The organism is Peptoniphilus sp. KCTC 25270, from assembly GCF_021012875.1.
GTDB lineage: Bacteria > Bacillota > Clostridia > Tissierellales > Peptoniphilaceae > JAJMZJ01.
On sequence record NZ_JAJMZJ010000002.1, the window covers coordinates 142,608 to 155,601 of the forward strand.

Here is a 12,994-nt window from a genome sequence, read left to right on the forward strand (position 1 = left end):
ACTTTCTTTTTTATAGAACTTCTCGAATTACTTCAATTAGCGTTCGTTTCTCTACAATTTTCAATTTTCCATATTCTTTTTCTTTGATTTTTTCTGGCAATTTCCCTGTATAAAGGGTTCTATATCCCATTCGTGAGGCTTCTTTAATTCTTGCTTCCATAGAAGGTACGGTTTTTATTTCTCCCGTCAATCCAACATCTCCAATAAATAGCGTCCCATTATCAATGGGGCGATTTTTTATGGCCGAAGCAATGCTCATAAGAACGGCTAAATTGCTGGCATTTTCTTTTAATTTAATGCCTCCTGTAGTCTTTAGAACTACATTTTTTTCGTAAAAGGGAATTTGTGCCCGTTCTTCCAAAATAGAAAGCAAGATGCCCAATTGATCCCTTCGCAAACATTCCGATATCCTTTGAGGATAAGCACCATAGGATTTGCTTACCAAACTTTCCACTTCCACAATGACAGGCCGCGTTCCCTCTCGCACAATGGAAAGGGCACTTCCTGAAACCTCTTCTCCAGATTCTCTTACGGTCATAAAATATTCTGACGGGTTGTCAATTGAGGTCATCCCGTTTTCATCCATATGGAAAAATCCCATTTCTCCTGTGGAGCCAAAACGATTTTTCGTGGCCATTAATACTCGAAGTTCCCCATTCATTTCGTGATCAATAAACAAAACAGTATCTACCAAATGTTCCAAAGCGCGAACCCCCGCTAAAGATTCTGTTTTGGTTAATTGTCCTACAAAAAACACCATTCTTGGGCGATTGGGATCTTTTGCCTCTTCTACTAAAGCATGGGCACATTCCATGGTTTGTGTCGGAGAACCGGCACGTGCTGGAAATTCTTCTAGGGTAAAAGTTTGGATACTATCTAAAATAATCGCATCCACATCTAGTTCATGAATCTGATTCAATACATCATCCATAGAATTGCCAGCGTAAATCCAAACATTTTCAGAAATCTCTTCCGAAATTCTCTGGGCGCGCTCCTTAATTTGGCTTTCGCTTTCTTCCCCAGAAGCATAGAGAACGCTTAAACCACGATTCCCCAAATCGTTGGCAATTTGAAAAAGCAAGGTCGATTTCCCGGCGCCGGGTTTTGCCGCCAAAATTGTTACGCCGTCTACTAAAATTCCCCCACCCATTACTCGGTCAAATTCCGTATAACTGGTAGAAAATCTTCTTTTCCCCGTTCCTTCCACTTCTCTCAATCGCTTGGTTTTTACCGAACGCTTTGTTCCAGAACGGCTGTGGGAACTTTCTTCCTCCAACTCCAAAGTGTTCCAAGAGCCACAAGAAGGACATTTGCTAAAATATCCTGCTGAAGAATAGCCACAATGGCTACATCTATAATTGCTCTTCTTCTTTGCCATATTCTTCTTCCTCGATTGCTTCTAATTTTTCTTCCTTTTCTTCTGGAATGAATACAAGAGCCTCATCTTTTACATCAATTCGGATTTTATTTTCCTTGGATATTTTTCCAGATAAAATTTCATCTGCTAAACGATCTTCAATGTGTTTTCGAATCGAGCGTTCCAATGGTCTTGCACCATATTCTTCGTCAAATCCAGCTTTTCCAACAAAATCTACCACACTTGGTGCAAAGGAAATGTGGAATCCTGAATCTTCCAATCGTTCTTCCAACTCTTTTAGCATCAAGGCTACAATTTCTGAAACTTGCTCTTTTTCCAAGGACTTAAAGACAATAATATCATCGATTCGATTTAAGAATTCTGGGCGGAAAGTTCGTTTTAGTTCTTGATTGATTGTATCCACCATTTTGTCATAAGCTGCCGTTTCTTCTTTTGATGGCGCTCCAAATCCTAATGTTTTTTGTTTCTTCAAAAGAGTCGCCCCTACATTGGAAGTCAGAATCAATACCGTATTTTTGAAATCAATGGTACGTCCTTGGCCGTCTGTTAATCGACCGTCATCTAAAATTTGTAGCAACATATTGAAAACGTCTGGGTGTGCTTTTTCAATTTCATCAAACAACACTACACTATAAGGTTGACGGCGAACGGCTTCTGTCAATTGGCCCCCTTCATCGTAACCTACATATCCTGGAGGGGATCCCACTAAGCGAGACACTGAATGCTTTTCCATATATTCACTCATGTCAATTCGAATCATCGCGTCTTCATCTCCAAATAAAGACTCTGCTAAACTCTTTGCCAAATAGGTTTTTCCCACTCCCGTTGGCCCAACAAAAATAAAAGAACCGATTGGTTTATCGGGTGATTTTAGCCCAACTCTTGCTCGTTTGATGGCACGAGAAACCGATTCTACCGCCATTTTTTGCCCAATGACTTTATCGTTTAATTCCTCTTCCAAATGCAAAAGTTTTTCGCTTTCTTCTGCATTCATTGTCGTAACAGGAACGCCACTCCAATCGCTGACAATTTCTGCAATTTCTTCGAATCCAACCACCATTTTCTTGTCGTGTTTTTGGCGATCCCAATCTTTTTTCTTATTTTCTAAGTTTTCCCTTAATTCTTTTTCTTCATCTCGAAGTTTCGCTGCCTGCTCAAAATTTTGATTGTTTACGGCTTCTTCTTTTTCCTTAGAAAGTTTTTCCAATTTCCCTTCCAATTCTTTCAAATCTTCTGGACTTTTGAAATTTTCTACACGGATTTTTGACGCCGCTTCATCAATTAAATCAATGGCTTTATCCGGCAAAAATCGATCGTTAATATATCGGTCGGAAAGTTCCGCCGCCGCTCTTAAAGCTTCATCGCTTACTTTTACATTGTGGTGGGCTTCGTATTTATCTCGAATTCCCTCCATAATTTGAATCGTTTCTTCTACACTTGGCTCTTCCACCATAATTGGCATCAAACGACGTTCAAAGGCCGGATCTTTCTCAATATCTTTTCGATATTCATCAATGGTTGTAGCACCAATAATTTGCAAATCTCCTTTGGTTAAAGAAGGTTTCAAAATATTTGACGCATCCATAGCTCCCTCTGCGGCCCCAGCCCCAATGATTACGTGGATTTCGTCAATGAACAAAATAACGTCCTCTCGCTCTTCCACTTCTTTAATCACTGCTTTTAAGCGTTCTTCAAAATCTCCCCGGTATTTTGCTCCTGCAATCAATCCGGAAACATCCAAGGTGTAAATTTTCTTTTCTTTTATAATATCTGGAACATTTCCCTCTACAATTTTTTGAGCCAAACCTTCTGCAATGGCTGTCTTTCCAACGCCTGGCTCTCCAATTAAAACCGGGTTATTCTTTGTACGACGACTTAACACTTGAATGATACGCTCAATTTCTTCTTGTCGTCCAATCACAGGATCTACTTTGGCATCTTTAGCTCGCTTATTTAGATTCACGCCGTATTTTTCCAAGGCAGATTCTTCTTTTTTTCCTTTTCCACCACTTGCAGATTCTTTTCCTTTTTCCGTATTATGAATGGCCTCAATAATAGATTGTTCCAACACTTGAACATCCACACCAAAGTTTTTCAAAACCAAAACAGCAATTCCTTGGCCTTCTCGCAAAATACCAATTAATAAATGTTCTGTTCCAATATAATTGTGTTCTAGCTCATTGGCCGCTTCCAAGGACAATTCAAAAATCTTTTTGGTTCTTGGGGTATAGGTCAGTGTTTTTACTGGGCCTTCCTCCTTGGAAATCAATTCCAATATGGCCTCTTTTGCCATTCTATATTCTATTCCCACTTGCCCTAAAATCGATTGGGCTTCTCCTGGTTCTTTTAGCAGCCCCAATAAAATATGCTCCGAACCAATGTAAGAATGACCTTGTTCCCTCGCCTCTGCTTGAGCAAATACCATGGCTCTTTGGCTTTTTTCTGTAAATTTTCCGAACATTGCCATTAAAATACCTCCTTCATTAAGGATCTCGCCCGTTTTGCACGATAAATATTCCCGCTTTTTTCGTCGAGATAAGATCCTCTCTCTATTTGTAAATGTGCCTTCCCTAGGGAAACGCACTCATCGTAATAATCAAAATCTTTGGCATTTTTCAATACCGATAAATCAATACCCAATTTAACATGGCTCAAATGTTCCAAACTTTCCTCATAAGGTAAAATTCTTGCATTTCGCAAAATTCCATAAGATCGGCGAGCCATATCCTCTAAATCAATCAGATGATCCAAGTACAATTCTTTTCTCTTCATTCTTTCTAAAGCTACAATTTCCAGTACAAGAGATTGGGCTTTTTGAATAAAATCTTCCTCTTTCAATCCAAGGGTTCTCTCGTTGGAAATTTGATAAATATGCCCTGTACTCTTGGTTCCTTCTCCATTCATACCTCGAAGAACAAATCCCATCCGATTGATGGAACGATGAATGTTCTCCATGCCAAAATGATCCAATGCAGGCAAATGCAACATACAAGATGCTCGTAAACCCGTTCCTACATTGGTTGGACAAGCGGTTAAATAGCCCATTGTATCATCAAAGGAAAAGTATAATTTTTCTTCTAATTCTTCATTGAGTTTGGCCAAAACATTGTATTCTTCCTTTAGATGAAGACCCTTTCGCATATCTTGAACACGAAGATGGTCCTCTTCCATTAACATAATCACAATGCCTTCTGGCCCCGTGAAAAAAGAGCTAATTCCTTTATTCTTCAACAATTGATAGCTAATTTGATTTTCTTCAATTGCATACATAATTTCCAAAGGACTCATTCGAGACAATTCATAAAAGGTCCAATAATCTTCCCTTTCATCTAAAGTCTGAAAAATTTTCTCCTTTAGCCTTTCTGCCTCTTCTTCACCGATTCGATTGGGAAAGGGAAACCCTTCTATATTTCGTGCCAAACGAACACGACTGGTTAACAAAATTTGATCATTCATGTTCCTCAGACTCCCTCCCCTTAATTTCATCTCGAAGGATTGCCGCATCTTCATACCGTTCCTCTTCAATGGCTAGGGCCAATCTCTTCTTTAACTCTTCCAAAGAAACCTCTTCCTTTGGCTTTTTCTCTTCCTCTATTTCTGTCTTTGGAGAAATCTCTTCTTCCTTTGCCTTCACTGGTCCCATATAAGCGGGACGATGCCCCTCATGATAAATGGTTCCGTGAAGATGTTCTACAATTTTCTCTAATTCCTTTTGGAAGGATTCGTAACAATGAGAGCATCCGAGCAACGTTGTTTTATTAAATTCTGCCAAACTATGATTGCATTCTGGACAACGAATATCCGTCACCTTTTCTCGATCCTCTTCATTTAAGAACAAAGAAAAAATTTGTTCCATAAAATTATTTAAGTTGGGATCCTTGAAAATCGAAACATGAAATTCTTCTCCTAAAAACTTTTGAATGCACTCATGACAAATATGCACTTCTTTTACCTCATTGTTTTCAATGGTTAAATAAGTCACTTGCGCTTCGTTCTTATTGCACTCATTACATAACATCCTTCCACCTCCTTATGAAAAAATCCCTAGCAATAGATTTTGAAAAATCTCTGCCCGCAATTGATTCCGTTCATCCTTTGCCAAAGTTAAGGCCCGGTCGCTTAAAGCAATTTGAAGCAATCGTCCCTCTCTCTCGCTAATAATCTCTGAATCCATTAACGCTTGTAACAATTCGTCCGAGCGATTTTTGGTTAAACTATCCCCGACTTCTTCTTGAAACATTTCCAATACTTCTCGGTCATCTTGGATTTCTACCCGTACAATACGAATAAAACCACCACCGCCTCGTCGAGATTCCACATAATATCCCTTATAAGGAGTAAAACGCGTCGTTAAAACATAATTGATTTGACTAGGAGCACAGTGAAAATGCTCCGCCAAGACATTTCTCTGAATTTCTATATGTCCATTGGCCTCTGCCAAAAGTTCTCGAATATATTCTTCAATATGGTTACTAAGACGTGCCATACATTCACAACCTTTCCATAGAATCTTCCATTCTTTTCTCATTATATATTAAAGGTCAAAGAATATCAAGGTTTATTATTTGACCTTCTTTTTCTATTCCTTTTTTATGATACTATTTGATATAATTAATCATTAGAAACAATATTTCACTGGAGGATATTTTATGAATCAAAGAAAAGCCGACTTGATGTTGCTCTTTATTACTATTACTTGGGGATTTAGCTTTTTGTTAACCGATATTGCATTAAAAGAATTCTCTCCTTTTTTCTTAAATGCATTCCGATTTCTAGTCGGTTTTAGCGTGATTTTTTTAACTCAGTTCAAACATATGAAAAATCCTAGCTCTACTACGATTTTGTATTCCATTTTAACAGGAACGGTTTTGTTCTGTGTCTATTTGGGCGCTACCTTCGGCGTAAAGTATACGACCCTTACCAATGCTGGATTTTTATCTTGTATTACGGTTATTCTCGTTCCTATTTTTTCGCAGCTCGTTTATCGCAGACCTGTCCCTTCTCGTGCATGGATTGTCGTTGTGGTTGCTACGATAGGAATCGCTCTTATGACTTTGGATGAAAATTTCTCAATTAATCCAAAAAATCTAAAGGGAGATTTGCTCTGTTTATTCTGTGCCGCTTCCTATGCCAATCATCTATTGATTACAGAAAAAGCCGTTGCAATCCCTACGGTAGATCCTCTTCAACTAGGAACGTATCAAATTATCGTATGTAGTATTCTAAATTTAATTTGTAGTTTTATTTTTGAAACCCCTGCTCTTCCTTCTTCTTCCACTGTTTGGATGGCTGTTTTATTCCTAGCTGTTTTCTGTACAGGAATTTCCTTCGTAGTTCAACCTATCGCCCAACAATTTACAACCGCTACACATGTAGGAGTCATTTATACACTAGAACCTGTTATTGCAGGACTTTTAGCATGGTTTGTTGTAGGGGAAGCCTTTAATTTACGAAAATTAATCGGAGCTATTATTTTGGTTTTATCCATTTTGGTAATGGAATTAACCCCTTCAAAAAAAGCTCCTTTGGACCAAGATTTAGAATTATAATTTTTTCAAACAAAAAAACCGAGAGTTCAACGCTCTCGGTTTTTTATTTTCCATTTTAACTTCTTCTTTTTATTTCTTCCCAATAAAAAAGTCGAGGCAAAACCTCGACTTCTCTTTTATCTTATAGGAAGATTCCTCCAACTGATACGACAACTGGAGCAAATACTAAAGATACAACAGTGATCAATTTGATCAAGATGTTCAAACTTGGTCCAGAAGTATCCTTAAATGGATCCCCAACAGTATCGCCTGTTACAGCTGCTTTGTGGGCTTCAGAACCTTTACCACCGTGAACTCCACCTTCAATATATTTTTTCGCATTATCCCATGCACCACCGGCATTACTCATAAAGATCGCCATTAGTACACCTGTAATTAATGCACCGGCTTGCAATCCACCAAGAGCTTCAGCTCCTAATAAGAAACCTACTAATAATGGAGCAACTACGGCAATTACACCAGGGATAATCATTTCACGAAGAGCTGCTGATGTAGAAATATCTACACAACGAGCGTAATCTGGAGTTGCTGTTCCTTCCATAATTCCAGGAATCGCTTTGAATTGGCGACGAACTTCATCGATCATAGAAGAAGCTGCGTTACCTACAGCACTCATAGTCAAAGCAGAGAACGCAAATGGCAACATACCACCAATAAATGTACCCGCAATTACAGATGGACGAGAAATATCAATTCCAGTCAAGCCTGTTGCTTGAATATAAGATACGAACAATGACAAGGCAGTCAATGCAGCAGAACCGATTGCAAAACCTTTACCAATCGCAGCTGTTGTGTTACCTACTGCGTCAAGAGAGTCAGTGATTTCACGAACTTCATCTGGCAATTCACACATTTCAGCAATACCACCAGCATTATCAGCAATTGGTCCATAAGCATCTACAGCAATTGTAGAAGCTGTTGTTGCCAACATACCTACCGCTGCCAAAGAAATACTATACAATCCAAAAACAGCATCTGTGTTTCCGCCACCTAAACTATAAGCAACGATAATACCAATAGCCAATACAATGATTGGTCCTACAGTAGACATCATACCAACAGAAAGACCAGAAATAATATTTGTAGAAGCTCCTGTTTCAGATTCACGAGCGATTCTTTGTACTGGGCTGTATTCTGCAGCAGTGTAATACTCTGTAATTTTAGAAATAATCAAACCAACAACCACACCGATGATTACAGGCATTAACATCGTGAAGTTCCCAAAAATCATATTGGATAAAACACCAGCGGCAATGATTGTAATAATAGATGCAATATAAGTACCATTATTCAAAGCTTTTTGAGGGTTTTTGTCCCCTTTAACGAAGAACATAGAAACCATAGAAGCCACAATACCTACTACAGCGATTCCAAGACCAAAAGTAACCCCGTCTTCACCAAAAGCAACAACACCTAAAGTGATTACAGATAATAAAGCACCTACATAAGACTCGAATAAGTCAGCGCCCATACCTGCAACGTCCCCTACGTTATCCCCTACGTTATCAGCGATTACCGCTGGGTTACGAGGATCGTCTTCAGGAATTCCCGCTTCTACTTTTCCTACAAGGTCCGCTCCAACGTCAGCAGCTTTTGTATAGATACCGCCACCAACACGAGCAAATAAAGCAATAGAAGATGCCCCTAAAGAGAAACCAGTAATGATTTCTGGGTTTCCAAAAACCATGTAGAAAATAGAAATACCAATAATACCAAGGCCTACTACAAAAAGACCCATTACAGCACCACCAGAGAAAGCAATATCTAAAGCTTTGCCCATTCCACTTTTGTATGCTGCATTTGCTGTACGAACATTGGCTTTTGTTGCCGTTTGCATACCAACGTAACCAGCGCAAACACTAAAGCAAGCACCAACTACGAAACATACAGCTGTTTGCCAACCAATTGCTGCAAAAAGAATTACAGCCAAAACAATTACAAATACAACAAGCGCTTTGTACTCACGTGTTAAAAACGCCATAGCTCCTTCGTGGATATAACCTGAAATTTCAGTCATTCTTTCGTTTCCAGAATCTTGTTTCGCAATATAAGAATATTTATAAAGACCAAAAAGAATCGCTAAAACACCCACAATAGAAGCAATGATAGAAATATTATTCATTCTTCATACACCCCTTAATTTAATAATTATGAAATTGCCGCAATCGCTAGAGCAACAACAACAAATACGATACTGGATACCATTGTAACCTTTTTCAACATTTCCTTACGGCTTGTTCCACGATTAGCGCCCCAATCGGAACCACCACCAACGTTGCCATCTATTGTACCCAATCCAACTTGTTCACTCTCTTGCATAACGACAGAAACAATAACGACAATACTAGAAATTGCTAAAAGTATACTTAAAATAGTCATATCCCACCTCCCTATTCTATTCATCTCTTTTTTCGATCCATATCGATAACGTTTCAATTTTACCATAGTCTATAGTTAAAATCAATGAAAAACGGCTTGACTATCGACCATATACAATAAAATTCTAGAAAATTTTCTAAGCAATCTTTATAAAATCTTTTTCATATAAAAATGTTCACATTTTTGTAAAAATTCCCGTCAATTTTCTTCTTTTTCCAAAATCCGTCAGTTTTCTACCTCATTTTTATTATATTTCATTATTTTGATTAATAACACAATCGATTTTGAGTTTTGGGACTTTGAAAAGATTAATTATTTATTTGACAAATGAGTCTTCATGCGTCTTCAGGCAATTGTGATAAAGTGATGATCGTTTTTTGTAATTTTTATATACTAAAACGCTTGCAAATTTAATTTTTTACACTTATTATATAGGTATGAACTTTGAGAAACGGAATTTCTTAAAGTTGTACGCTATTATCTATATACTTTGGGGGTGTATAAAATGAACAAAGAAAGAAAAGTCGCGACGATATGGCATGCTCTGATTCCTATCGTAATTTTGGTTGCTTCATTGGCAATAGCCATCTTAGTTTATGAAGCAGATCCACATATTCCTTTGATTATCGGATCTATCGCAGCCGGTCTTGTTGGTGTATTCGGTCTAGGATTCACTTGGGATGATTTGGAAAAAAATGCCATTAATACGATTTCAATGGCCATGCAAGCCTGCTTGATTCTTATGGTTGTAGGTTCTTTGATTGGTACTTGGTTACTAGGCGGTACCGTTCCTGCTATGATTTATTACGGACTGAACATCCTTTCTCCTGGTATCTTCTTGATTGCCACTTGTGTCATCTGTTCCATCGTAGCTGCTGCAACTGGTAGTTCTTGGACAACTGCAGGTACAATCGGGGTTGCACTTATTGGTGTAGGTACCGGTTTGGGAATACCTGTTCCATTGTGTGCTGGTGCTATCGTTTCTGGTGCATACTTCGGCGACAAAATGTCTCCATTATCTGATACAACAAACTTGGCTCCAGCTATGGCTGGTTCAACATTATTCGAACATATTAAATACATGTTCTACACTACAACACCAAGTTTAATTATTGCTTTGGTTTTATACGGAATTATTGGCGCAAAATATGCTGGAGAAGAAATGAATCTTGAAAATATCGCTATGATCCAAGGCGCACTAAGCGAATCTTTCAATCTTTCTCCATTGGTATTATTACCACCTGTGATCGTAATCACTATTGTAGTGCTTAAAGTACCTGCTATTCCTGGTTTGATTTGTGGTGCTATCCTTGGTGGCATTACAGCCGCTATTTTCCAAGGTGCGAATCTTGGGGATATTATTAACGCTGCTCACTACGGTTTCGAAGGCGCAACTGGCGTTGAAGCGGTAGACGAATTGATTTCTGGCGGTGGTTTGGACTCCATGTTATGGACTGTATCCTTGATTTTACTTGCCATGGTATTTGGTGGAATTATGGAACACACTGGTATGCTTAACGCATTGGCTAGTTTGATTCTAAAGATGGCCGTAAACACTGGTTCTTTAGTTGTTGCTACTATGTTGACTTCACTTTTAATCAACATCTTAGCAGCCGACCAATATCTATCTATCGTAATTCCTGGTCGTATGTACAAAGATGTATATGATGAAAGAGGATTGGAACCACGCTTGCTTTCAAGAACATTGGAAGATGCTGGTACATTGACTTCTGCTCTAGTACCTTGGAATACATGTGGTGCCTTCATGAGTACTGCATTGGGCGTATCTACTTTCGCTTATGCTCCTTACGCATTCTTGAACTTAGTAAACCCAATTGTTGCAGCTGTTGAAGCTTTCTTAGGAATCGGTATCGTAGATCCAAACAAAAAGAAAAAAGCTGCTTAATAAGCATTCAAAAAGAACCTCAGATTTGAGGTTCTTTTTTTGTTTCTAAATACTAAAAACTTCTGATTCAAAAATTTATTTCCATTAAAAAACCACAGCTTTTTTGCCGTGGTTTTCTTTTTTATTTTTCTTTTTTTCCTAAAAATTCTTCACGAATTCTCACACCAGTTGGAGTTCCCGCAAGGCCTCCTAAACCAGTTTCTCTTAAGGCCACAGGCATCGCTCGTCCTACTTCTCCCATAGCCACTACCACTTCATCAAATGGTACAAAAGAAGTTACTCCAGCCATGGCCAAATCAGCAGAGATCATAGCATTCATTACCCCAGAGGCATTTCTAAAGGTACAAGGATATTGAACCAATCCTGCAATAGGGTCGCATACTAACCCTAAAATGTTTACAATCGCAATACTTGCTGCGTGTAAACATTGCTCTACGGTTCCTCCACGCATTTCCACAAGGGCAGCTGCCGACATGGCAGAAGCCGCACCGCATTCCGCTTGGCATCCACCTTCTGCACCGGCAAAGGTTGCATATTTTGCCACGATTTGTCCAATTCCAATAAAGGTTAACAATCCATTTTGTAGTGTTTTGTTGTCAAAATCGTATTTTTTCTTTGCCGCCATTAAAGCCGCTGGCATAATTCCCGCCGATCCTGCTGTTGGAGCCGCCACAATTTTTCCCATGGCATCATTTACTTCTGAAGTTGAAAAAGCCATAGCCATTGCTTCCGTTAAGAAAGAGCCTACCATAGGGTCTCCGTTTTTAGCGTATTCATAAGTCATATGAGCAAATCCATCAATCATCCCATATTTGGTTTTATGGGCCTGATCCAAGTTTTTCTGAGCGGACTCCTCCATAACTTCAATCACTTCATCCACTTGAGCTCGCATTTCCTCTTCGGTTTTTCCAGAAATACTTCCCTCTTCTTTTATAACAATATCATAAATCCTTTTGTTTTCTTTCTCACAAAATTCAAGAATTTCCTTTGCTGTATTTAACATTTTATACCCCCACATATTTTGCTATTATATAGCGTCCACTAGAAAAGATTTCTTTTTTTATCTCTTCCCTTAAGGGCTCTTCCAATTCTACCGTTAAGGTAACAATATCTAGTAGTTCATCTTTCAAAGTATTTATAGACTCGATATTGTAATTGTTTTTGTATAAAATTCCAGAAACCTCCGCAATAACACCTTTTTGCTCGTGATATTGCAAAAGAATCATGGGATATCTTCCTTCAAATTTTACGTCAATTCCGTTAATTTGAACAATCTCAAAGGCTCCGCCACCAATGGAGGACCCAACAACTTCTTCCTCTTCTCCATCTTCTTTTGTAATAATGATTTTCACTGTATTGGGATGGAATTTTTCTCCCAAATCAAAAGGTGTGAATTTATATTCAATGCCCTTTTCATCCGCAATTTCAAAAGCTCTCTGGATTCTTTCATCAGAAGGCTCAAACCCCATAAATCCACCTAACAAAGCTTTATCGGTTCCATGTCCTTTATATGTAGCTCCAAATGAACCATGTAGGAGAAACTCTACCTTTTTTGCTTCCGTGTTAAAAATATTCATGGCTGCCTTAGATATACGAGCCGCCCCAGCCGTATGAGATGAACTAGGCCCCACCATAATTGGCCCTAAAACATCAAATGCACGATAATTTGCCATAATATCCTCCCATTGTATTTCAATCGTTATCTGATACTTTGTAATAAAATACTTTCTATATTTCGTATCGTAACATGATTTTATTTTCTTGTAAACATTGTTTTTCCTT

At 38.5% G+C, this 12,994-nt stretch carries 11 protein-coding genes; 2 read left to right on the forward strand and 9 right to left on the reverse strand.

What is annotated here, in order from left to right; all coding sequences use genetic code 11:
* Positions 1-10 precede the first annotated feature (10 nt).
* From LQU94_RS04555 to LQU94_RS04575, 5 genes are read right to left on the reverse strand one after another with little or no spacing between them, the layout of a single operon-like run.
* On the reverse strand, positions 11-1,378 hold the full coding sequence (locus LQU94_RS04555) for a DNA repair protein RadA (RefSeq protein WP_230696507.1): 1,368 nt from the start codon (positions 1,376-1,378) through the stop codon (positions 11-13).
* Positions 1,353-3,845 (reverse strand): ATP-dependent Clp protease ATP-binding subunit, encoded by a 2,493-nt coding sequence (locus tag LQU94_RS04560; protein WP_230696508.1) that lies wholly within the window; start codon positions 3,843-3,845, stop codon positions 1,353-1,355. The genes LQU94_RS04555 and LQU94_RS04560 overlap by 26 nt, the downstream gene beginning before the upstream one ends.
* Entirely contained in the window at positions 3,845-4,834 is a 990-nt protein-coding gene (locus LQU94_RS04565) for a hypothetical protein (RefSeq protein WP_230696509.1), read from the reverse strand. The genes LQU94_RS04560 and LQU94_RS04565 overlap by 1 nt, the downstream gene beginning before the upstream one ends.
* Positions 4,827-5,396, reverse strand: coding sequence for a UvrB/UvrC motif-containing protein (locus tag LQU94_RS04570; protein ID WP_230696510.1), 570 nt, complete (start codon positions 5,394-5,396; stop codon positions 4,827-4,829). The genes LQU94_RS04565 and LQU94_RS04570 overlap by 8 nt, the downstream gene beginning before the upstream one ends.
* A 12-nt stretch (positions 5,397-5,408) precedes the next feature.
* On the reverse strand, positions 5,409-5,864 hold the full coding sequence (locus LQU94_RS04575; RefSeq protein ID WP_230696511.1) for a CtsR family transcriptional regulator: 456 nt from the start codon (positions 5,862-5,864) through the stop codon (positions 5,409-5,411).
* Between the two features lie 163 nt (positions 5,865-6,027).
* Here LQU94_RS04575 and LQU94_RS04580 point away from each other — a divergent pair, with 163 nt between their 5' ends.
* Positions 6,028-6,927 carry a DMT family transporter gene (locus tag LQU94_RS04580; protein WP_230696512.1) on the forward strand — a complete coding sequence of 300 codons (900 nt, stop codon included), beginning with the start codon at positions 6,028-6,030 and terminating at the stop codon, positions 6,925-6,927.
* 121 nt (positions 6,928-7,048) lie between these two features.
* Here LQU94_RS04580 and LQU94_RS04585 read toward each other — a convergent pair whose 3' ends face one another.
* Together LQU94_RS04585 and secG are read right to left on the reverse strand one after the other, a co-directional pair.
* Positions 7,049-9,049, reverse strand: a complete 2,001-nt coding sequence (locus LQU94_RS04585; protein ID WP_230696513.1) for a sodium-translocating pyrophosphatase — start codon at positions 9,047-9,049, stop codon at positions 7,049-7,051.
* A gap of 26 nt (positions 9,050-9,075) precedes the next feature.
* Entirely contained in the window at positions 9,076-9,330 is a 255-nt protein-coding gene (secG, locus tag LQU94_RS04590; protein ID WP_230696514.1) for a preprotein translocase subunit SecG, read from the reverse strand.
* Positions 9,331-9,811: 481 nt separating this feature from the next.
* On the opposite strand from secG, the gene nhaC reads away from it, so the two are divergent.
* Positions 9,812-11,212, forward strand: coding sequence for a Na+/H+ antiporter NhaC (nhaC, locus tag LQU94_RS04595; RefSeq protein WP_230696515.1), 1,401 nt, complete (start codon positions 9,812-9,814; stop codon positions 11,210-11,212).
* Positions 11,213-11,333: 121 nt separating this feature from the next.
* Here the strand turns inward: nhaC and sdaAA are convergent, their stop codons facing one another.
* Both sdaAA and sdaAB read right to left on the reverse strand, forming a co-directional pair.
* On the reverse strand, positions 11,334-12,215 hold the full coding sequence (gene sdaAA / locus LQU94_RS04600; protein WP_230696516.1) for an L-serine ammonia-lyase, iron-sulfur-dependent, subunit alpha: 882 nt from the start codon (positions 12,213-12,215) through the stop codon (positions 11,334-11,336).
* A gap of 1 nt (position 12,216) precedes the next feature.
* Positions 12,217-12,885, reverse strand: coding sequence for an L-serine ammonia-lyase, iron-sulfur-dependent subunit beta (gene sdaAB, locus LQU94_RS04605; protein WP_230696517.1), 669 nt, complete (start codon positions 12,883-12,885; stop codon positions 12,217-12,219).
* Between the last annotated feature and the right edge of the window lie 109 nt (positions 12,886-12,994).

Coding starts and splice junctions, on each gene's coding strand:
- sdaAB (WP_230696517.1), bottom strand. CDS start 12,885: ATGGCAAATTATCGTGCATTTGATGTTTTAGGGCCAATTATGGTGGGG.
- LQU94_RS04570 (WP_230696510.1), bottom strand. CDS start 5,396: ATGTTATGTAATGAGTGCAATAAGAACGAAGCGCAAGTGACTTATTTA.
- LQU94_RS04580 (WP_230696512.1), top strand. CDS start 6,028: ATGAATCAAAGAAAAGCCGACTTGATGTTGCTCTTTATTACTATTACT.
- secG (WP_230696514.1), bottom strand. CDS start 9,330: ATGAATAGAATAGGGAGGTGGGATATGACTATTTTAAGTATACTTTTA.
- nhaC (WP_230696515.1), top strand. CDS start 9,812: ATGAACAAAGAAAGAAAAGTCGCGACGATATGGCATGCTCTGATTCCT.
- LQU94_RS04575 (WP_230696511.1), bottom strand. CDS start 5,864: ATGGCACGTCTTAGTAACCATATTGAAGAATATATTCGAGAACTTTTG.
- LQU94_RS04585 (WP_230696513.1), bottom strand. CDS start 9,049: ATGAATAATATTTCTATCATTGCTTCTATTGTGGGTGTTTTAGCGATT.
- sdaAA (WP_230696516.1), bottom strand. CDS start 12,215: ATGTTAAATACAGCAAAGGAAATTCTTGAATTTTGTGAGAAAGAAAAC.
- LQU94_RS04560 (WP_230696508.1), bottom strand. CDS start 3,845: ATGGCAATGTTCGGAAAATTTACAGAAAAAAGCCAAAGAGCCATGGTA.
- LQU94_RS04555 (WP_230696507.1), bottom strand. CDS start 1,378: ATGGCAAAGAAGAAGAGCAATTATAGATGTAGCCATTGTGGCTATTCT.
- LQU94_RS04565 (WP_230696509.1), bottom strand. CDS start 4,834: ATGAATGATCAAATTTTGTTAACCAGTCGTGTTCGTTTGGCACGAAAT.